22 protein-coding genes are annotated in these 20,933 nt (G+C 54.6%); 14 read left to right on the top strand and 8 right to left on the bottom strand.

The genetic code is table 11. The features are described 5' to 3' along the window. Positions 1–1,047 (bottom strand): ADP-heptose--LPS heptosyltransferase RfaF, encoded by a 1,047-nt coding sequence (rfaF, locus tag KGP16_RS25830; protein ID WP_115159603.1) that lies wholly within the window; start codon positions 1,045–1,047, stop codon positions 1–3. A 24-nt stretch (positions 1,048–1,071) separates the two neighbouring features. Next, positions 1,072–2,004 carry an ADP-glyceromanno-heptose 6-epimerase gene (gene rfaD / locus KGP16_RS25825; RefSeq protein ID WP_021807264.1) on the bottom strand — a complete coding sequence of 311 codons (933 nt, stop codon included), beginning with the start codon at positions 2,002–2,004 and terminating at the stop codon, positions 1,072–1,074. Positions 2,005–2,244: 240 nt separating this feature from the next. Between rfaD and kbl the strand changes: the two genes are divergently transcribed. From kbl to KGP16_RS25810, 3 genes are all read left to right on the top strand, one after another. After that, a complete protein-coding gene (gene kbl / locus KGP16_RS25820) occupies positions 2,245–3,441 on the top strand; it encodes a glycine C-acetyltransferase (RefSeq protein ID WP_024482907.1) in 1,197 nt (398 codons plus the stop codon). Positions 3,442–3,450: 9 nt separating this feature from the next. Next, on the top strand, positions 3,451–4,476 hold the full coding sequence (gene tdh, locus KGP16_RS25815) for an L-threonine 3-dehydrogenase (protein WP_021181859.1): 1,026 nt from the start codon (positions 3,451–3,453) through the stop codon (positions 4,474–4,476). A gap of 259 nt (positions 4,477–4,735) precedes the next feature. Next, positions 4,736–5,911: an IS4 family transposase gene (locus tag KGP16_RS25810; RefSeq protein WP_059199164.1), complete on the top strand. Its 1,176-nt coding sequence runs from the start codon at positions 4,736–4,738 to the stop codon at positions 5,909–5,911. 51 nt (positions 5,912–5,962) lie between these two features. Here the strand turns inward: KGP16_RS25810 and KGP16_RS25805 are convergent, their stop codons facing one another. Genes KGP16_RS25805 through gpmM form a run of 3 tightly spaced genes read right to left on the bottom strand, consistent with a single transcriptional unit; the run spans position 5,963 to position 9,804 of the window. Then, positions 5,963–6,913: a divergent polysaccharide deacetylase family protein gene (locus KGP16_RS25805; RefSeq protein ID WP_094981587.1), complete on the bottom strand. Its 951-nt coding sequence runs from the start codon at positions 6,911–6,913 to the stop codon at positions 5,963–5,965. A gap of 2 nt (positions 6,914–6,915) precedes the next feature. After that, positions 6,916–8,250: a murein hydrolase activator EnvC gene (gene envC, locus KGP16_RS25800; protein WP_039996198.1), complete on the bottom strand. Its 1,335-nt coding sequence runs from the start codon at positions 8,248–8,250 to the stop codon at positions 6,916–6,918. A 9-nt stretch (positions 8,251–8,259) separates the two neighbouring features. After that, on the bottom strand, positions 8,260–9,804 hold the full coding sequence (gpmM, locus tag KGP16_RS25795; RefSeq protein ID WP_021807260.1) for a 2,3-bisphosphoglycerate-independent phosphoglycerate mutase: 1,545 nt from the start codon (positions 9,802–9,804) through the stop codon (positions 8,260–8,262). 303 nt (positions 9,805–10,107) lie between these two features. Here gpmM and KGP16_RS25790 point away from each other — a divergent pair, with 303 nt between their 5' ends. The 9 genes from KGP16_RS25790 to KGP16_RS25750 all read left to right on the top strand — a co-directional run bounded on the left by KGP16_RS25790 (position 10,108) and on the right by KGP16_RS25750 (position 16,189). Then, positions 10,108–10,542: a rhodanese-like domain-containing protein gene (locus tag KGP16_RS25790; RefSeq protein ID WP_021807259.1), complete on the top strand. Its 435-nt coding sequence runs from the start codon at positions 10,108–10,110 to the stop codon at positions 10,540–10,542. Positions 10,543–10,568: 26 nt separating this feature from the next. Next, positions 10,569–10,817: a glutaredoxin 3 gene (gene grxC, locus KGP16_RS25785; protein ID WP_024482902.1), complete on the top strand. Its 249-nt coding sequence runs from the start codon at positions 10,569–10,571 to the stop codon at positions 10,815–10,817. Positions 10,818–10,900: 83 nt separating this feature from the next. Continuing rightward, positions 10,901–11,371 (top strand): protein-export chaperone SecB, encoded by a 471-nt coding sequence (secB, locus tag KGP16_RS25780; RefSeq protein WP_021181865.1) that lies wholly within the window; start codon positions 10,901–10,903, stop codon positions 11,369–11,371. Further along, complete coding sequence (gpsA, locus tag KGP16_RS25775; RefSeq protein WP_071683747.1) at positions 11,371–12,390, top strand: NAD(P)H-dependent glycerol-3-phosphate dehydrogenase; 1,020 nt, start codon at positions 11,371–11,373, stop codon at positions 12,388–12,390. The genes secB and gpsA overlap by 1 nt, the downstream gene beginning before the upstream one ends. Before the next feature lie 98 nt (positions 12,391–12,488). Further along, a complete protein-coding gene (gene cysE / locus KGP16_RS25770) occupies positions 12,489–13,310 on the top strand; it encodes a serine O-acetyltransferase (protein ID WP_021181867.1) in 822 nt (273 codons plus the stop codon). A gap of 185 nt (positions 13,311–13,495) precedes the next feature. Beyond that, positions 13,496–13,819, top strand: a complete 324-nt coding sequence (locus tag KGP16_RS25765; protein ID WP_024482899.1) for a type II toxin-antitoxin system RelE/ParE family toxin — start codon at positions 13,496–13,498, stop codon at positions 13,817–13,819. Continuing rightward, complete coding sequence (locus tag KGP16_RS25760) at positions 13,806–14,087, top strand: helix-turn-helix transcriptional regulator (RefSeq protein WP_024482898.1); 282 nt, start codon at positions 13,806–13,808, stop codon at positions 14,085–14,087. Before KGP16_RS25765 ends, KGP16_RS25760 begins: the two co-directional genes overlap by 14 nt. Before the next feature lie 40 nt (positions 14,088–14,127). Further along, on the top strand, positions 14,128–15,633 hold the full coding sequence (locus KGP16_RS25755) for a PLP-dependent aminotransferase family protein (protein WP_094981590.1): 1,506 nt from the start codon (positions 14,128–14,130) through the stop codon (positions 15,631–15,633). Positions 15,634–15,733: 100 nt separating this feature from the next. Then, positions 15,734–16,189: a GNAT family N-acetyltransferase gene (locus KGP16_RS25750; RefSeq protein ID WP_071683744.1), complete on the top strand. Its 456-nt coding sequence runs from the start codon at positions 15,734–15,736 to the stop codon at positions 16,187–16,189. Between the two features lie 68 nt (positions 16,190–16,257). Here KGP16_RS25750 and trmL read toward each other — a convergent pair whose 3' ends face one another. From trmL to cpxR, 3 genes are read right to left on the bottom strand one after another with little or no spacing between them, the layout of a single operon-like run. Further along, positions 16,258–16,731: a tRNA (uridine(34)/cytosine(34)/5-carboxymethylaminomethyluridine(34)-2'-O)-methyltransferase TrmL gene (gene trmL / locus KGP16_RS25745; RefSeq protein WP_021807233.1), complete on the bottom strand. Its 474-nt coding sequence runs from the start codon at positions 16,729–16,731 to the stop codon at positions 16,258–16,260. Positions 16,732–16,788: 57 nt separating this feature from the next. Beyond that, a complete protein-coding gene (gene cpxA, locus KGP16_RS25740; RefSeq protein WP_021181872.1) occupies positions 16,789–18,159 on the bottom strand; it encodes an envelope stress sensor histidine kinase CpxA in 1,371 nt (456 codons plus the stop codon). Beyond that, complete coding sequence (gene cpxR / locus KGP16_RS25735) at positions 18,156–18,854, bottom strand: envelope stress response regulator transcription factor CpxR (protein ID WP_021181873.1); 699 nt, start codon at positions 18,852–18,854, stop codon at positions 18,156–18,158. Before cpxR ends, cpxA begins: the two co-directional genes overlap by 4 nt. 149 nt (positions 18,855–19,003) lie before the next feature. Between cpxR and cpxP the strand changes: the two genes are divergently transcribed. After that, the gene (gene cpxP, locus KGP16_RS25730; protein WP_024482887.1) at positions 19,004–19,498 is read left to right on the top strand and encodes a cell-envelope stress modulator CpxP; all 495 of its coding nucleotides are present in this window, start codon (positions 19,004–19,006) and stop codon (positions 19,496–19,498) included. 334 nt (positions 19,499–19,832) lie between these two features. Continuing rightward, the gene (fieF, locus tag KGP16_RS25725; RefSeq protein ID WP_021807232.1) at positions 19,833–20,735 is read left to right on the top strand and encodes a CDF family cation-efflux transporter FieF; all 903 of its coding nucleotides are present in this window, start codon (positions 19,833–19,835) and stop codon (positions 20,733–20,735) included. Positions 20,736–20,933: the final 198 nt, after the last annotated feature.

Here is a 20,933-nt window from a genome sequence, read left to right as displayed (position 1 = left end):
TTATTCCTCGCTGGCGGCTAATAACGGCGTCAGCGTGTCTAACACCTGCTGTGGCTGGATGTCGATCAGGCTCTGGTGATAGCCCTGGTCGGCATCGCCTTTGCGTACCTTGTGATAACCACTGATCAGGCGGATCACCTTGGCCTGATGGGACAGCGGCGGGGTGAAGTCCGGGCTGCTTGGCCCGTACAAGGCTATCAGAGGTTTATTCAACGCTGCTGCAACGTGCATCAGGCCGGAATCGTTACTGACCACGGCCCGGCAGGAGGCCAACAGGATCACTGCCTGTTCGAGCTGGGTTTCCCCGGCCAGGTTGAAGCAGAAATCGCGAGACTTTTCTGCCAATGCGTCACGGATCTGCTCACCGGCCTCGTGGTCTTTGGCTGAGCCAAACAGGGCGATTTGATAGCCTGCGTCGATCAACATCTGTGCCAGCGTGGCGTAATGGTAATGCGGCCAGCGTTTGGCTGGGCCGAATTCGGCGCCTGGGCAAAAACCGATAATGGGCCGGTGATCGGTGAGATTAAACGCCGACGTGGTTTCGGCAATCTCTTCGTCACTGACCTGCAACTGCGGCCAGAGTATCGGCTGCGGCAGATCTTCGGCGCGCTGTATCCGCTGCTTGTCATAAGCCAGTGCGACATAGCGCTGCACCATCAATGGGAATGCTGCTTTATCCAGTACGCGGAGATCGTTGAGCAGGCCGTAGCGCATCTCGCCGCGCCAGCCGGTACGCTGCGGCACGTTGGCAAAGAAGGGCACCAGGGCAGACTTGAATGAGTTGGGCAGCACATAGGCACGGTCATAACCATTAGCGCGTAGCGCATGGCCAAGACGGCGGCGTTCGCCCAATGCCAGGGCACCGTGGCCCAGCGGCATTGCCAATGCCTGGTTGACTTCGGGCATCCGCGCCAGCAGGGGACGGCACCAGGCAGGTGCCATCACATCGATTTCTGCCGACGGGTGCTCGGCCTTCAGGGTGCGGTAGAGACTTTGCGACATCATCATATCGCCAACCCACGAAGGGCCAATGACCAGTATTTTCATACCGTGAGTAACTTCCTTCAGCGCTTAAGCGGGACGATTCAACCAGGCCATGTATTCTTTCACGCCTTCAGCCACGGTTTTGAACGGTGCGTCATAACCGGCAGCGCGCAGCTTGGTTTGATCGGCCTGGGTGTAAGCCTGGTAGCGGCCTTTCAGCTTTTCCGGGAATTCAATGTATTCCACGGCACCGGACTGATGGTATTCCACTACCGCATCGGCCACCGCCTGGAAGGTTTCCGCACGGCCGGTACCGCAGTTGAAGATGCCGGATACGCCGTTCTTCCAGAACCACAGGTTGACCGCCGCCACGTCGCCGACGTAGATAAAGTCACGCTTGAAGTTTTCGCTGCCGGCGAACAGTTTTGGATTTTCGCCACGGTTGATCTGGTTGTTCAGGTGGAACGCGACGCTGGCCATGCTGCCTTTATGGCCTTCACGCGGGCCGTAAACGTTGAAGTAACGGAAGCCACACACCTGCGAATCCGCTTCTGGCAGGATTTCGCGTACATATTGGTCGAACAGGAATTTGGAGTAACCGTAAACGTTCAGCGGCTGCTCAAACTGACGCTCTTCGATAAAGTTATCGGTGCGGCCGCCGTAGGTGGCAGCGGAAGAGGCATACAGGAACGGGATCTGACGATCCAGGCAGTAGTGCAGGATGTCTTTGGAATACTGATAGTTGTTATCCATCATGTATTTGCCATCCCACTCGGTGGTAGAGGAACAGGCACCCTCATGGAAAATGGCGTCAATGTCACCCAGATCGTCACCGGCCATGATGCTGGCGATAAAGTCTTCTTTATCGACATAGTCAGCGATATCAAGGTCGACCAGGTTAACGAATTTGGTGCCATCTTTCAGGTTATCCACCACCAGGATATCGCGATATCCGTTTTCATTCAGTGCCTTGATGATGTTGCTGCCAATCATGCCAGCGCCGCCAGTGACGATAATCATTGGGTTTACCCCTGTGTTCTTCCCGGTGGTGCACAATGCCCCACCCTATATGCTGCCTATAATAGCATTTCATGCCATTGGGAACATCGGTACGGCTCTTAATATCCCGTGCCGTTACACTATGCGCCGGTTTGCCGTGATATCTGCTGCAATTTTCAGATTCTCTGCGGCGGAATGTCGTCAGTTTGCCGGCAACGCAGTAAAATATGCCGAAAATGCCCCTATCCTGGAGATGACCGAATGTCTGCGTCTTTTTACCAGCAGCTGGAACAGCAGCTTGCTACCACTCGCGCCGAAGGGCTGTTTAAACAAGAGCGCATTATCACTTCTGCCCAACAGGCCGATATCTCGGTGGCTGATGGTCGCCAGGTGATCAACTTCTGCGCCAATAACTATCTCGGGCTGGCTAACCACCCGGCGCTGATCGCGGCGGCAAAGGCCGGGATGGATAGCCATGGCTTCGGCATGGCGTCAGTGCGTTTTATCTGTGGTACACAGGATAGCCATAAGCAACTGGAACAAAAGTTGGCCGATTTCCTGGGAATGGAAGATGCGATCCTCTACTCCTCTTGTTTTGACGCCAATGGTGGCCTGTTTGAAACCCTGCTGGGCCCGGAAGACGCCATTATTTCCGACGCGCTGAACCATGCCTCGATCATCGACGGCGTGCGCCTGTGCAAGGCCAAGCGCTATCGCTATGCCAATAACGACATGAGTGAACTGGCCGAGCAACTGAAGCAGGCCAAGGCGGACGGGGCGCGCCACATCATGATCGCCACCGACGGGGTGTTCTCCATGGACGGCGTGATCGCCAACCTGAAGGGCGTGTGCGATCTGGCGGACCAATATGATGCGCTGGTGATGGTCGATGATTCCCATGCGGTGGGGTTTGTCGGCGCCAACGGGCGTGGGACGCACGAATACTGCGAAGTGATGGACCGCGTCGATATCATCACCGGCACCTTGGGTAAGGCGCTGGGCGGCGCTTCCGGCGGCTATACCGCTGGCAAGAAAGAGGTGGTGGAGTGGCTGCGCCAGCGTTCACGCCCTTATCTGTTCTCCAACTCGCTGGCGCCGGCCATTGTGGCAGCGTCGATCAAGGTGTTGGAATTGCTCGAAGACGGGGACGCCCTGCGCGATCGCCTTTGGGCCAATGCCAGCCTGTTCCGCGAAAAAATGACCGCAGCGGGCTTTACGCTTGCCGGGGCCGATCACGCCATCATCCCGGTGATGTTGGGTGAAGCAAAACTGGCGCAGGATTTCGCCAACGCATTGCTTAAGGAAGGCATCTACGTTACTGGTTTTTTCTATCCGGTGGTGCCAAAAGGTCAGGCACGTATCCGCACCCAGATGTCAGCCGATCACTCACCGGAGCAGATTGAACGTGCCGTTGAGGCGTTTATCCGCATTGGTAAGACGCTTGGCGTTATTGCATAAGGTAATTCGATGAAAGCATTAGCAAAACTGAAAGCGGAAGAAGGTATTTGGATGACCGATGTGCCTCAGCCTGAGCTGGGCCACAACGATGTCATGATTAAGATCCGCAAAACCGCTATCTGCGGTACTGATGTGCATATCTATAACTGGGACGAATGGTCGCAGAAAACCATTCCGGTACCGATGGTCGTGGGCCACGAATATGTGGGTGAAGTGGTCGCCATCGGCCAGGAAGTCAAAGGTTTCAGCATCGGCGATCGCGTTTCTGGCGAAGGGCACATCACCTGTGGCCACTGCCGTAACTGCCGCGGTGGCCGTACGCATCTGTGCCGCAACACCACCGGCGTGGGCGTAAACCGCCCAGGTTCTTTTGCCGAATATCTGGTGATCCCGGCGTTTAACGCCTTCAAAATCCCGGACAATATCTCGGACGAGCTGGCCTCGATCTTCGACCCGTTTGGCAACGCCGTGCATACCGCGCTCTCCTTCGACCTGGTTGGGGAAGACGTGCTGGTATCTGGCGCAGGCCCAATCGGCATTATGGCCGCGGCGGTATGTAAACACGTTGGCGCACGCCACGTGGTGATCACCGACGTGAACGAATATCGCCTGGAGCTGGCGCGCAAGATGGGCGTGACCCGTGCGGTAAACGTCAGCAAAGAAAACCTGACGGACGTGATGGCCGAGTTGGGCATGACCGAAGGGTTTGACGTGGGCCTGGAGATGTCCGGCGCGCCACCGGCGTTCCGTTCGTTGCTCAATGCCATGAACCACGGCGGCCGTATTGCGATGCTGGGGATCCCACCTTCAGATATGTCGATTGACTGGACTCAGGTGATCTTCAAGGGGCTGTTTATCAAAGGGATCTACGGCCGCGAAATGTTCGAAACCTGGTACAAGATGGCGGCACTGATCCAATCCGGTCTGGATCTGACGCCGATCATCACTCACCGTTTCTCGATTGATGAGTTCCAGCAGGGCTTTGACGCCATGCGTTCCGGGCAGTCGGGGAAAGTGGTACTGAGCTGGGATTGATGTGATACCCCTCACCCTAACCCTCTCCCAAAGGGAGAGGGGACCGATCTGCGTTTGTTGATATTCCCCACTCTTTCCGAAGCCGCGCAGGCTGATCGCGTTCGTTGGTGCTCCCCATACTTTTCGAAGCCGCACAGGTTAACTCGCGACACTGGATCAGCTCCCTCTCCCTGTGGGCTGAGGAATCCCCACAAAAAAATGAAAGGCACGATGAAGTGTGATCTACTGGTTGCGCTAACAAAACAGAAGAGACCTCATCGTGCCTTTACAAACAGTTTGCCAGAAATTTTTCTCCGCGTCTTTACGTGGTATTCATTCCTTTCGGATCAATGTACTTATCTCTATGGCCATTGCACTTTGCAACGGCGCTGACTTGACGCTAACCAGTCTCGGCCGTTCGCTTCCAGGCAGAGCTCACGTCAAAAATAAAATTAAACGTGTCGATCGGGCCCTCGGTAATACCGCTATTCATCACGAACTTCCCCTTATTCAACAGATGCTTACGCGGTCTATCACCTCACTGATGCCGTTCTGCGTTATTGCTGTCGACTGGAGCGGATGGCATGACAAAAACTGGCATCTGCTGCGAGCAAGCCTAGTCTGTAATGGCCGTTCCCTCCCTCTGATGAGCGAAGTGGTGCCCGCCTGGCTGGCACAAAACAGCCAGGTTCAGTGCGCCTTCCTTGACCGTCTCCACGCGGCCATTCCCGACGGAAAACCCGTCACAATAATCACGGATGCGGGCTTCAGAACTGACTGGTTCAGGCACATAAGCCAACTGGGCTGGTGTTTTACGGGCAGGGTCAGAGGGCTCGTCTGCTTCCAGTTGGAAGGAAGCACCCGCTGGATGAAAATCAGTGACTTGCAGGCGGAGAGCACTCCCATAAAAGTCGGTTACGGTGTACTTGCTCGTAAGCCGAGGATGCCTTGTTACGGTAGCTTTTATCTGCAAAAGCGCCCATCGGCGGGACGTCACGGAAAAGGCAGACGGTCAAAAACGGAGAAAGAGCATCGAAGTAGCGCTCAGGAACCGTGGTTGCTGTTCAGTAATGTTGAAGGCCTGGAGCCTCATCAGATAATGACCCTGTACAGTCGTCGGATGCAGATAGAGCAGAACTTCCGCGACGAAAAAAGTCCGCGCTTCGGATATGGGCTGAGACTAAGCCGCAGCCAGGGCTGGGGTCGCCTGGCGGTTCTGAGTGTAGTGGCAGCGATGGCCAGCCTGGTGATGTGGCTGACGGGGTATATGGCGGAAAAGAAACAACTTCATAGGCATTATCAGGCAAATAGTGAGAAAGGGAGACGGATCCTGTCGTATCTGAGGCTTGCTGGTGAGGTCCTGAGAGACAGAGCGGGAATAGTGAGACGGATGAATATAGTTAATATGCTGAAAAAGTTAGGGAATGAGTACAGTAATATGGTCATGGGATGCTGACCATATTACTGGGGATCACTCAGCCCTGTGGGAGAGGGTTGGGGTGAGGGGCTACGGCTTGGTTGGCTCCGAACCTACCCAGTGCTGCCAATGGCGTTTGATTATTACCACCACTGGCGACTGCGCCACGCTTTCTGCAATGATGCCCAGCGCATGGCTGGCATTCACGCCTTCCTGCGGCAATTTAACTTTGCACTGCTTGATGCCACCGGTGAACGGATTTTTCGGCTGCGGTTTGTGTGGCTTGGATGGCGGCACATAGCCGCTTCCGCTCTGCTGAGGTTCATTGAGCAGCGAGCTGGGTTTCACCAGCACGATGTCGGAGGGCAGCGTAGCCAGCATCTGTTGCAGCACTTTTACCGTTGCCGGGCGCGGGTGGCCGATAGCGATGGCCGATCCGTTGCGGCGTGCCAGCTCGACGGCACGATTAAACTGGCGGCGGATATCGTCCGGGTTGGCCGTATCGTCAAGGAACACCTTGCGTTTGATCACCTTCACGCCGGTGCCCGCCGCCGCATGCGTGGCCTGGCTGTTGCCGATGGTCATGCTGTCGAGAAAATAGAGATGGTAGCTTTCCAGCGCCTGCATGACCTTTTGCATGCCCGGCAGGCTGGAGGTCATGGCGCTGCCCATATGGTTGTTCATGCCCACCGCAAAAGGCACGTTATTCACCGCATTACGGATGATACGCTGCACTTCTTCACTGCTCATGGAGGGCTGTAAGGTATCGCGCTCCAGCGGCTGTTTGCTGAGGGGAGCCATGGGCATGTGGATCAGCACTTCACGGCCTTGGCTATGGGCTTTGGTGGCCATCAGATGGGCGTGAGGCGCATTGGGCAGCACGGCAACGGAGATCGCCGTCGGCATTTGCAGTACGGCATTTTCTTCATGTGGGCGATAGCCCACGTCATCGATCACGATAGAGAGCTTGCCTGCCTGCGCTGCGCTAACGCACAGCAGCGCACTCAACAACAGGGCAGTACGCGTTTTGCTATAGTACAAATCTATCTTCCCAACCACGGCTGTGGGTTAACGGCCTGACCCTGGCGACGGATTTCGAAATAGAGCGATGGCGTTCCCTGACCACCGCTGGTACCGACCAGGGCGATAGGCTGACCGGCACGCACCTGCGCCCCGACGCTAACCAAAGCGCTCTGGTTATAGCCATACAGGCTCATATCGCCCTTACCGTGTTCGACCACGACCACCAGGCCATAGCCTTGCAGCCAGTCAGCCAGCAGCACGCGGCCATCGGCAATGGCTTTGACTTCGCTGCCTTCGGCTGCGGAAATCACCATGCCTTTCCAGCGTAACTCACCTTGCAGTTGCTCGCCAAAGCGATGTTCGATGCGGCCACGCACTGGCCATACGGCTTGCCCCGCAGGCTTGCCCAAACCGCCGGTTCGCGCCATCAGTGAACGCTCACCTTCGCTCGGTTTATAGCTGGTGCCGGTTTTCTTTGCCTGCTGCTCTTTGACTTTGACCTGCTCACGCACCTTGGCCGCTTCACGCGCTTCGCGTTCGGCTCGGGCGCGGGCTTCACGTTCGGCACGGGCGATCTGATCGCGCAGACGGCTTTCGTTCTGGCGCAGTTCCACCAGCCGCTGTTGATCTTTTTCCAACGAGGCTTCTAACGCGGTCAGGGTTTTTTTACGGGCGATGCGCGCCTGTTCCAGCTTTTGCTGCTGGGTTTGTTGCTCGCCAAGCAAGGATTTCTGCTGACCCTGTTTGGCCACCAGTGAGCTCTTTTGCTCTGCCAATTGCTTGCGGGTCTGCTTGAGTTGTTCAATCGACTGTTGACGTGCTTCGTTCAGATAGCCGAAATAAGCCAGCATGCGCTCACTGCGCTGGGTTTCCTCGCCGCTGAGCACCAATTGCAAGGCGCTGTGTTGCCCCTGGCGGAAGGCGGCATCGAGCTGTTTGGCGAGGATTTCCTGCTGAGTGGACTGCTGTGTTTGTAGCTTGGCGATGGAGGTGTTCAGCCCGGCAATGTCTTTGCCCAGTATGTCGAGCGTACCTTGGGTATCACGCAGCGAACGGCTGGCTTGCGCGATGGTCTTTTCCTGGAGTTTGAGCTGATTTTGCAGCGAACTGCGCTGTTGTTGCTGCTGTTTAACCGCTTTTTCTTTTTCCGCGATGCTCTGCTGAATATCTTTGAGCTGGGATTTGTTATCTTCCGCGGCGTTGCTGGTGAATGGCAACAACAATGCGCCAGCGAAAAACACGCTGGCGCAGAGTGTGGTTAACTTCCGTGGCGCGGAGCGTTCAGGCAGCGGTTGGCTGCCTGAGTTTGCGCTTCGGGTTACCCTTGATAGTGCAAAATTCGCCTTCTCCCTCATGGGGAAGGATTATTCCACGATGAACAGCGGCTTACCAGTCATCTCTTGCGGGATTTCCATTCCCATCAGTGACAGCATGGTTGGAGCGATGTCGGACAGTTTGCCACCTTCCACCGCTTTGGCGGCTTTACCGATGTAGATCAACGGCACTGGCAGGCTGGTATGGGCAGTGTGCGCCTGGCCGGTGGCCGGATCGCGCATTTGCTCGGCGTTACCGTGATCGGCGGTGACCAGCAGTTGGCCGTCAACGGCTTTCACCGCTTCAACTACCTGCGCAATGCAGTTATCCAGGGTTTCTACTGCTTTGACGGCTGCATCATAGACACCGGTGTGGCCAACCATGTCGCCGTTCGGGTAGTTACAGATGATGGCGTCATATTTACCGCTGTGGATGGCTGCCAACAGCTTTTCGGTCAGCTCGGCGGAGCTCATCTCTGGCTGTAAATCGTAGGTGGCCACTTTTGGCGAGTTGATCAGAATACGGTCTTCACCTTTGAACGGTTCTTCGACGCCGCCGTTATAGAAGAAGGTGACGTGGGCGTATTTTTCGGTTTCCGAAATGCGCAGCTGGGTTTTGTCATGCTTCATCAGCCACTCACCGAAGGTGTTGGCCAGCGAGGCAGGTGGATAGGCACAGGCGGTTTTGATGTCGGCGGCGTATTCGGTCAGCATGACAAAATCACCAAACTTGACCACTTTGCTACGTGGGAAGCCGTCGAAATCGGCATTGACGAAGGCGCGGGTGATCTGGCGAGCACGGTCGGCACGGAAGTTCATGAAGATTAACGCGTCGCCGTCGTTCATCTCGGCGCTGGCTTCGCCCGCAGCCTGGATCACGGTTGGTTTAACGAATTCGTCGTTTTCGTCACGGGCATAGGCAGCCTGCAGCGCGGCCACGGCGTTGTCGGCGGTGAATTCGCCTTTGGCCTGGGTCATCAGATCGTAGGCCAGCTGTACGCGGTCCCAACGATTATCACGATCCATCGCATAGTAACGGCCGATCACCGTGGCGATACGCCCGGCACCCAGCGTGGCAAATTCGTCACTGAAACGTTTCAGTGTATTTTCAGCACTGCGCGGCGGAGTGTCGCGGCCATCCAGGAAGGCATGCAGGTAAACCGCTTTGGCACCGCGCTGTGCGGCCAGCTTGATCATCGCCAGGATATGATCTTCATGGCTGTGGACGCCACCAGGGGACATCAGGCCCATGATGTGTACCGCTTTGCCTGCCTTCACGGCCTTGTCGACGGCGCTGGTCAGCGTTGCGTTGGTGAAGAAATCACCGTCTTTAATCTCTTTATCCAGACGGGTCAGGTCCTGATACACGATGCGGCCAGCGCCGAGGTTCACGTGACCGACTTCCGAGTTACCCATCTGGCCATCAGGCAGGCCGACATCCAGACCGGAAGCGGCAATCAGGGTATGCGGCTGTTGTTGCCACAGACGGTCCATGACCGGCGTTTTGGCGTTCAGGATCGCGTTGTCCTGTTGCTCTTCCCGGTGGCCGTAACCGTCCAGGATCACCAGTACCATGGGCTTTTTCTTGCTCGACATTGCAGTAACCTCTTTATGATCGTTTTAAGTTGTGAATAGCCATCAGCCCGTGGGCACTGGAATGATGGCTATTCACCCTCTGGAACCCGATGATACTACATTGTGACCGACTAAAAAGAGCCCAAAGAGATCAAAGATGCGGTGAACAGCCTCGACTTTCTCAACGTCATGACGGTAATTTTCCAGTGTACTCCGCAGTTTCTGCATTCCCGTTTGCTTATTGGCTGTATTTGACGCATTCGGCAGGTATACTCTGAAACCTTGACTTATTTTTCCCTTAACTGACGGGAGTTGTTACACCCCATGCTGCAAGAAATTATGCAATTTGTTAGCCGGCACCCCATACTTAGTCTGGCCTGGGTCGGTCTGCTGGCTGCCGTGATCGTCATGACCTTCAAGAGCCGTTTCTCCAAGGTTAAAGAGATCGCCCGCGGTGAAGCTACTCGCTTGATTAATAAAGAAGATGCGGTAGTGGTCGATACCCGTACCCGTGATGATTTCCGCAGAGGCCATATCGCCAACGCGATCAACCTGACGGCGAGCGAGATCAAAACCGGCAGCTTCGGCGAACTGGATAAACACAAGGCCCAGCCGGTCATCGTGGTCTGTGCCAATGGCACCACCTCACGCGAACCCGCAGAAAACCTGAGCAAAGCCGGGTTTGAACAGGTCTATACCCTGAAAGACGGCATTGCCGGCTGGAGTGGGGAAAACCTGCCGTTGGCGCGTGGCAAGTAAATTTTAGTGTGATTGAAGGGGTTTCCATGGCTAACATTGAGATCTACACCAAGGCAACCTGCCCGTTCTGTCATCGCGCCAAGGCGCTGCTGAACAGCAAGGGAGCTGCGTTTAGCGAGATTGCCATCGATGGTGATAACGTCAAGCGCGAAGCAATGATCGCGCGCAGTGGGCGAACCACCGTGCCTCAGATTTTCATCGATGGCCAACATATTGGCGGCTGTGATGATTTACATGCACTTGATGCTCGCGGTGGGCTGGATCCGCTGCTGTAAACCAGCGGCGGTCCCACTGCCAAGATGTGGGTATTGCAACCACTGAGTGTCTCTAAGGATAGTTAACCAAGGGTATTACACACATGTCAGAACAAAACAGCACAGAGATGGCTTTCCAGATCCAACGCATTTACACCAAGGATATCTCATTCGAAGCGCCAAACGCTCCGCAGGTATTCCAGCAAGAATGGCAGCCAGAAGTTAAGCTCGATCTGGATACGGCTTCCAGCCACCTGGCAGACGACGTCTACGAAGTGGTACTGCGCGTTACCGTTACCGCCTCTCTGGGTGAAGAAACTGCATTCCTGTGTGAAGTTCAGCAGGCAGGTATCTTCTCCATCTCCGGTATCGAAGGCACGCAACTGGCACATTGCCTGGGTGCATACTGCCCGAACATCCTGTTCCCGTATGCGCGTGAGTGCATCACCAGCCTGGTTTCTCGCGGTACCTTCCCGCAGTTGAATCTGGCACCGGTAAACTTTGACGCGCTGTTCATGAGCTATTTGCAGCAGCAGGCGGAAGGCGAAAGCGCTGAACCTCATCAGGATGCCTGATGAATACCGTCAATGCTTCAATGACTGTAATCGGTGCCGGCTCGTACGGCACCGCTTTAGCCATTACGCTGGCGCGTAATGGCCACCCGGTAGTGCTGTGGGGGCATAACCCCGAGCAGATCCAGATTCTGCAGCGCGATCGCTGCAATCAGGCGTTCCTTCCCGGCGTTCCTTTCCCCGATACCCTGTTGCTCGAAACCGACCTTGCTCGTGCATTAGCGGCCAGCCGTGATGTGCTGGTGGTGGTGCCTAGCCACGTGTTTGGTGACGTATTGCGTCAGTTGAAACCTCACCTGCGCCCGGATGCCCGCATCGTATGGGCGACCAAAGGTCTGGAAGCGGAAACGGGGCGGCTGTTGCAAGACGTGGCTCGTGAGGCTCTGGGGGATACCATCCCACTGGCGGTCGTTTCTGGGCCAACGTTTGCCAAAGAGCTGGCGGCCGGATTGCCAACGGCGATCGCCCTCGCCGCCACCGACGAGCAGTTTGCCGAAGATTTACAGCAGCTGTTGCACTGTGGCAAAAGCTTCCGCGTTTACAGCAACCCGGATTTCATCGGGGTACAGCTGGGCGGCGCGGTGAAAAACGTGATTGCCATCGGTGCCGGTATGTCCGACGGTATCGGTTTTGGTGCCAACGCGCGTACCGCATTGATCACCCGTGGTCTGGCAGAAATGAGCCGTCTCGGTTCGGCATTGGGTGCCGATCCTTCCACCTTTATGGGCATGGCTGGGTTGGGCGATCTGGTGTTAACCTGCACGGATAATCAATCGCGCAACCGTCGTTTCGGTATTATGCTGGGGCAAGGCAAGGGCGTGCAGGAAGCGCAGGATAGCATCGGCCAGGTGGTTGAAGGCTATCGCAATACCAAAGAGGTATTGGCACTGGCGCAGCGCTTTGGCGTGGAAATGCCGATCACCGAACAGATCTATCAGGTGTTGTACTGTAATAAAAATGCCCGCGAGGCAGCGTTGACTCTACTTGGGCGCACCAAGAAAGACGAAAAGCACAGTGCCTGACCTTGGCTGCGGTGCAGCAATGTATCGCGTCACGACAATTTGATTAGGTTACCCTGCCGGGATCAGGCGGGGCAGCCTGTTTTGGCAGAGAGGAAGCGATGTCGTCAGAAGAGTTAGAACAGGTCTGGAGCAGCATTAAATCAGAGGCGAGAGCACTGGCAGATTGTGAACCGATGCTGGCTAGCTTTTTCCACGCGACCTTGCTCAAGCATGAAAATCTGGGCAGTGCGCTCAGCTACATTCTGGCGAACAAACTGGCTAATCCGATCATGCCGGCAATCGCCGTGCGTGAGGTGGTGGAAGACGCCTATCGTTCCGACGCTCAAATGATCGTCTCAGCGGCCCGCGATATTCTGGCGGTGCGGCTGCGCGACCCCGCAGTAGATAAATATTCAACGCCGTTGCTATACCTGAAAGGTTTCCATGCCTTGCAGGCATACCGTATCGGCCATTGGTTGTGGATGCAGGGCCGTCAGGCATTGGCGATCTACCTGCAAAATCAAATCTCGGTTGCCTTTGGGGTGGATATTCATCCGGCGGCCACCATCGGCTGCGGCATCATGCTCGACCACGCCACCGGCATTGTGATCGGTGAAACCGCCGTGGTGGAGAATAACGTCTCTATCCTGCAGTCGGTAACCCTGGGCGGGACAGGCAAAACCAGCGGCGATCGCCACCCTAAAATCCGCGAAGGCGTGATGATTGGTGCGGGGGCTAAAATCCTCGGCAATATCGAAGTGGGCAAAGGGGCCAAGATCGGTGCCGGTTCCGTGGTGCTACAGCCCGTGCCACCACATACTACCGCCGCAGGCGTGCCCGCACGTATTGTTGGCCGCCCGGAGAGCGATACGCCATCGATGGATATGGACCAGTACTTCAACGGTGCCAATCACGGGTTTGAGTACGGCGACGGTATCTGAATAGCTTTTCAGTCGTTATTGCTAATTATCTCTAATACCCACTAAACCCCTTGTAAACCGGCATGTGGAAACAAAATCACATACCGGTTTATCCCTGTGTGTCCCCCTGAAGAAAGACATGAAAATTGCACTACTATGCAAGTTGCATTATAGTGCAATAGTGGCAAAGACACAGGGATGGAAAGATGTTTACAGTAATCTATCACTACGAAGCGGAAAAGGAATTGAAGGCGTTGCCCCCGACCGTTGCGGCAAAACTGTCCCGGATTATCAGCAAGCTTGAAAGTGATCCCCGACAACTGAGAGAACCAGATACAAAGCCCCTAGGTAATGGACTCTATGAGATCCGTTCCATGGGCAAAGATATCGCACGTGGCATGTGGGTTTATCAGAAGGGTGAGAGGATCTTTATGCTCAGAATTTTTATTAAAAAGACGCCAAAAACACCAAGAAATGAGATAGATCTGGCCATGCAGCGACTGGAGGAAATGATCAATGACAAAGTATAAAACACATTCGCAAGTTCAGGCCGAGATGATGGAAAACAGCGAGTTTAAGGCTGCGATTGAGGATGAAATGCGCAAAGAGCGTTTGCAGGCAACCTTGGCAGAGTGGCGAAATATCGCAGGACTTACTAGTGCACAAGTCGCAAAGGCAATGGGTGTGAATGCTTCAACAGTCAGCAGAATGGAAAACAACGTAACGAAATCGAGCGTTGAAACCATTGCTCGCTATGCAAAAGCTTGCGGTATTGATCATGTGACGATTTCCTTCTGATTAACGACAGCGTTATTTTCTCTCTCCGTGGAGCTGCGCCTTGAACCGCCTGACCGAAAAGCAGCTCCAGACTCTCTTGCTGCAAAAAAACCTCGCCAAGCAAACAGTCCCCGAAGTTTCATTAACTACGGCGCTGGCTGCTGCTTTCAAGACGATGATCCAGCAGGGTGAGTTCATCACCGGCCAACGTTTACCGGCCAGCCGTGCGTTGGCAGCCTCACTGCAGTTATCTCGAGGGACCATCGAGAACTGTTATACGGCGCTGGAAACCGAGGGATACGTCTGCAGAGAAGTGGGGCGGGGAAGCTTTGTCGCGCAAAGACAGCAACCTTTGCTGGGCCTGACTAGCGAGCGCTCAGTTGCACCTTTCGGCGGCCAGGTCACATTGAGCCGGAGATCGTCACAGCATATCAGGCCTGAATCAGGCAACTTGCCCCAGCAGCGGGCATTTAGCCCCGGCATGCCTGAAACCCGAAATTTTCCGATCCATACCTGGCTCAGGCTATATCAGCAAACCGTCAAAGAAGAGGGGCTGTCTATCTCGGCGGGCAGCAACTTGCAGGGCAATATTCACCTGCGGGAGGCGATTTGCGATTTCCTGCTGGCCGAGCGGGGCGTGAAGGCGCAGGCCGATCGAATTCTGATTGTGAGCAGTACGCAGCAATCGCTGTCTTTATGTGCGCAGGTCCTGGCGGATGCTGGCGATAGCGTCTTTATCGAAAATCCGGGGTATACCGGTGCGATTAAGGCCTTGCGGGCGGCCCAGCTAAAGCCTATCCCGATTATCGTGGATGAGCAGGGGATCTGTACCGATGAAATCATTCGCTCTCAAGCTAACGGCAAATTTGTCTATGTCACCCCTTCTAACCAATATCCTACCGGGCGAGCACTTTCGCTGGCCAGGCGGTTGGCATTAATTGAGGCGGCTAAAACACGGGATATGTGGATCATCGAAGATGATTATGACAGCGAGTTTCACTACCAAGGCATTGCGACGGCCTGTTTGCAGGGGTTAGACCCCCATCAGCGCACCATTTATATGGGCACCTTCAGTAAAACCCTGTTCCCGGATCTGCATGTGGCTTATATGGTACTGCCAGAAGCGCTGGTAAAACCCATGACCACCGCGCGGGCGAATACGGACAGCCAGGTTTCGGGGATCGCTCAGCGTACGCTGGCAAAATTCATTATGCAGGGACATTATCGAGAACATGTCCTGACCATGAAGAAAATATATTCATCCCGTGCGGCGCTGTTTATTAATGAGATCAACAAGCACTGCGGCTTAAAGGTGAAGGTTATAGTGCCTAACTGCGGCTTGCAAATACTCTGCCTGGTGGAAAGTAAACAGCTTGAGCAAGCTGTTGCCCATCGCGCTTCTGAGTATAATTTAACGCTTAGAAGCGTTGCCGAGTTTTGTACTGCAGATATTCCCTTATCTGGCTGGCTGCTGGGTTTCGCGGCTCTGGATCCTATTGAGATAGCCTATAACGTCGAGCAGTTTTCCCAGTTGCTAACGCGCTGTTTAAACGAGAGGCTTAATTAGCCGCTTGAAATGGTCCGGTGTCTATCACGGATTGGTCCATTAACCCCACCCTATGGCATCGCCTATACTTGCGCCACTTTGAACATGCAGGGGTAGGACTATGTTGATGACTAAAAATGGCGTTACCATCAGGGAAATAATCGCTTCAGATAGAGCGGGTTGGGAACATCTGTGGCAGCAGTATCTGCACTTTTATCGTGCCGATGTCAGCGCCGAAATCACCGAAAAAACCTTTATCCGCCTGTGCCAAAAACAGGATTTGGTCGGCCTGGTCGCCGTTAACGATCAGGGGCAGCTCCTCGGCTTTATGCATTTGGTTTATCACGCCTCGACGTGGAGCGATAAAAACTATTGTTATATTGAAGATCTGTTCGTTGATAAAAGCGCGCGGGGAAAAAACGTGGCGGAGAGCTTATTTAATGAAGCTTATCAACAGGCGGAAGTGAGAGAGTCAAGCCGTGTTTACTGGATGACCCAGGAGTTCAATTCTTCTGCCCGTTCGCTGTACGATAAAATTGGCCAAAGAACCTCATTTATTATTTATAGTAAAAAATAGTACGGCGTTAAAAATAAGGCGACGGGGTTTAACCGTCGCCTGGCTGGCAGGCGATCGCCCAATAGAGATTACTCTTTAAGCAGTGCGCCCGCATAACCCAGTTGGCGCCAGGCTTCGTAAACCACCACTGAGACGGCATTGGACAGATTCATGCTGCGGCTTTGGGCCTGCATGGGAATACGGATCTTCTGCTGTGCGGGCAAGGCATCCAGAATGCTGGCGGGCAGACCACGGGTTTCCGGGCCAAACAGCAGATAGTCCCCAGCCTGATAGCTGACGGCACTATGTGCCGGTGTGCCTTTGGTGGTAAGGGCAAACAGCCGCTGTGGATTTTCGCTGGCGAGGAAGGCGGCATAGTCGGCATGGCGCTTGATGCAGGCAAATTCGTGATAATCCAACCCGGCACGGCGCAGGCGTTTGTCGTCCCACGGGAAGCCCATAGGTTCGATCAGATGCAGTTGGAAACCGGTGTTGGCGCACAGGCGAATGATGTTGCCGGTATTCGGCGGAATTTCAGGTTCAAATAAAACGATATTCAGCATGTAAAAAGCCCCTCATGACGAGGGGCGCAGAATAGCAAAATCTTTGGGTGCTGGCGATTAACGCTGATGCAGCGGCAACCACAACACCAGACGCAGGCCACCTAGCGGGCTGTCTTCCGCTTTCACCCAGCCGCGATGCTGATTGACGGCGGATTCAACGATGGCCAAACCCAGCCCGGTGCCGCCGGATTGGCGATCGCGTGCTTCATCGGTGCGATAGAATGGCCGGAAAATCTGTTCACGATCTTCCGGGCTGACGCCAGGGCCATCATCGTCCACCACGATGGTGATCCCCTGATTATCGGCGCTGAATGCCACCGCGATGCGCGTATTGGAATAACGCAGGGCATTACGCACGATATTCTCCAGCGCACTGTCCAGGGCACCTGCGTTGCCGTAAATCGTCCATGGGCCTGGAGGGGAGGTGACCTCCAGCTGTTTGCCCATCTGTTCGGCTTCGAAACTGGCGTTGTCCAGTACGTCGGCCCAAAGTTCGTTGGCCTTCAGCAGTTCGCGCACCAGCTCGCTCTTCTGTTGGCCACGGGATAGCAACAGCAGATCGTTAATCATCGAATCCAGGCGTTGGGCTTCGGTTTCGATACGCGCCAGCTCATGGCCTTCACCGTGGCGGCGGCGCATCAGGGCGGTTGCCAGCTGCAGACGCGTTAACGGGGTGCGCAATTCGTGGGAGATATCGGAGATCAGCCGTTGCTGGGCCGTCATCATCCTTTCGAGCGCGCTGATCATCTGGTTGAAACTGGCCCCGGTGGCAAGAAACTCCTGCGGCCCGGCTTCCAGCTCAGGGTGTTGCTTAAGGTTGCCACGGGCTACATCATCGGCGGCATTTTTCAACTTACGCGCCGGTTTGGCAAGACTCCAGGCCAGCCACAGCAACAGTGGGGCACTGATCAGCATGGTGACGATCAGCAGCAGCAGCGGCCGGTCGAACATCAGGTTGATAAAATCGGACTGCGAGCTGCTGGCCGGGCGGATCAGGTACAACTGGTAGTTGTCTTCACCATCGCGCACCGAGAACGGGCCAACCAGCTCGACGCGGCCATATTTTTTCTTTTGCGGTTGGTCGGAGTTGTCCGACTGGCCGATAAAGTTGCGCACGATCTGCATTTCGTTGCGCTGCGCGCCGATCACCCGCCCTTCGCTGGTCACCAACAACAGGCGCTGGCCCGGCGGTGCCCATTTTTCGATGGCGCGGAACAGGCGGCGCCACCACATCAGGTCGTTGGCCGGATCGTTTTGCAGTTCGGCTTCGACATGCTGTTCCAGCATCAACCCCTGCCGCTGTTCACTTTCCAGTAGCGTGGTCATTTGGCGGGAGTCGAGTTTGGGCACCATCAACACCAACATCAGCACCAAGGCCAATGTGAACCAGAAAATGGCGAAGATGCGTGCCGTCAAGCTGTTGATCATGCTGCAGATACCATCAAGTAGCCCCGTCCGCGCAGGGTTTTGAACCAAGGATGCCCATCTTTGCGGTCCGGCAGTTTGCGCCGCAGGTTGGAGATATGCATATCAATGGCGCGATCGAACGGCGTCAGGCGTTTGCCCAGCACTTCCTGGCTGAGGAGTTCACGGGATACTACCTGGCCGAGATGCTGTGCCAGCAGATATAACAGGGTAAATTCGGTGCCCGTCAGATCCAGCACCTGCCCGTCGAAGCTGGCTTCCTGGCGGCCGGGGTTCAGCTGCAGGCCGTCAACGTCCAGCGTAGGTGCGCTGGTATCCACATTCTGTTGCTGTTCGCTCCAGTTGGAACGGCGCAGAATGGCCCGGATGCGCGCAACCAGTTCGCGATCGTTAAAGGGTTTTGCCAGGTAGTCGTCCGCACCGAGTTCCAGGCCAAGTACCCGGTCCAATTCGCTGCCGCGAGCGGTGAGCATGATCACCGGAGTCTGGTGGTGCTGACGCAATTCTTTCAGCGTATCGATACCGTTTTTCTTCGGCATCATGATATCGAGCAACAGCAGATCGATGGAGCTGTCCAGTAACGACAACGCCTGTTCACCGTCGTGAGCCACGACGATGTTAAAGCCTTCCATTTCAAGCAGTTCTTTCAGTAGCGAGGTGAGCTCGCGGTCGTCGTCAACTAACAGAATTTTGTGCATATGTGATTTACCTCCTGACGCAAAATACGTCATCAACTGTTGCTATTCCATGACTTTACGTAGTTTTACATGCCCTGACGCATGTTTGCAGGTGCAGCGATACACTGCTCCTCGTTGATTCGCAAAGTGAGAAAGCTCGAGGAGTAAAAATGGTTAAGGTGACCGCAGTAGTTATGGCATCAATTTTGGCAATAGGTTCTACCGCTGCCTTTGCTGCTGATACTACACCGGAAACTGTCCAACCTCCTGCTAATGATGCACTGTTGAGAGCGCTTGGCCAGAATCACATGTTCGACGGCGTTCGCTTGACCGAACAGCAACGCCAGCAAATGCGCGATTTGATGCGCCAGGCCCGTTACGATCTGCCTGGTGTTAATGTAGACGAAGTGGAAACCATGCATAAGCTGGTCACCGCAGATAAATTTGATGAAGCCGCCGTGCAGGCCCAGGCGGAAAAGATGGCTCAGGAACAGGTTAAGCGCCAGGTCGAAATGGCCCGGGTACGCAACCAAATGTATAACCTGCTGACGCCAGAGCAAAAAAGTGTTTTAGACCAGAAGCATCAGCAGCGTGTGCAGTTGATGAAGCAACAGATTTCTGGTTTGCAGCAAACTTCTGCCCAGAAGTTAAGTATGACCGAGTAATCCCCTGTTTTTCCTTGCCATAGACACCATCCCTGTCTTCCCCCTCATGATGAGGGGGTTTTTTTTATTCCTATTAAATAAATTTAATTAAAAAACAATTTGTTGGCTATTTTCTGGAAGGCTGCGGATTTTCAAAAACCGTTGAGTGTGGACAGTATGTGGACGCGCCTTCAAACCTGGATACCTTATGAATTCTTATCTAGGGAGAGCGACATTACTGCACGTTTTGCCAGATTTTTTTGCTTAGCTGACACGCATCCCGTCATGATGGCGGGACTTTTTTTACCCGGCATTCCGTTATACTGAAGCCCATAAACGTTAGTTGGGGTTTTTTATGGAACAGCAATACGCGCGGCTGGTACAGTCCGCTGCTTTAGCCGCCACCGGAATGGCTTCCATTCTACTGTTGATCAAGATTGTTGCCTGGTATCTCACCGGGTCGGTCAGCCTGTTGGCGGCTTTAGTGGATTCGTTGATGGATATTGCCGCATCGTTAACCAACCTGCTGGTGGTACGCTACTCGTTGCAGCCGGCTGATGAAGAGCACACCTTTGGCCATGGCAAGGCCGAGTCGCTGGCGGCGCTGGCGCAAAGCATGTTTATCTCCGGTTCTGCCCTGTTCCTGTTCTTGACCGGCTTCCAGCATCTGTATTCCCCGCAGCCCCTGAATTCGCCGGGCATAGGGGTAGCTGTAACTATCATTGCGTTGATTAGCACTTTCATCCTGGTGACCTATCAACGTTGGGTAGTCAGAAAAACGCGCAGCCAGGCGGTACGGGCCGATATGCTGCATTATCAGTCAGATGTGATGATGAATGGTGCTATTTTGATAGCACTTGGGCTAAGCTGGTACGGATTTCACCGTGCGGACGCGCTGTTTGCCCTGGGCATTGGGGTTTATATTCTCTATAGCGCGCTGCGTATGGGGTACGAGGCGGTGCAGTCCCTGCTGGATCGCGCCTTGCCGGATGAAGAGCGTCAGGCAATTATCGATGTGGTATCGTCTTGGCCGGGTATCAAAGGTGCCCACGATCTGCGTACGCGGCAGTCTGGGCCAACGCGGTTTATCCAGTTGCATCTGGAAATGGAAGACACCCTGCCGTTGATGCAGGCGCATATTCTGGCAGAACAGGTGGAGCAGGCATTGTTGCATCGTTTCCCCGGAGCCGACGTGATTATTCACCAAGATCCCTGTTCTGTTGTTCCTCAGGGCCGACAGGGGCATTGGGAACTATAATCAACTGACATAGGTCAATGTTGGGTGGATTGAGAAAACACGGTGTTAGCACGCCGTGCCATGTGAAGTTTTTTCCTTGATGTTGCGTGACCTGAATCAATTCAGCTGGGTGTTTTTGTTATAATATCCAGCAATAAAAGCCGTAAAGCTGGTTTTGCGCCGTTGGAGAGATACCCGGTGAGTCGGCGAATACAGAAT

The sequence above is a fragment of the Serratia sp. JSRIV006 genome (assembly GCF_019968685.1).
Lineage (GTDB): Bacteria > Pseudomonadota > Gammaproteobacteria > Enterobacterales > Enterobacteriaceae > Chania > Chania fonticola_B.
This window is presented reverse-complemented; position numbering and strand designations above follow the sequence as displayed.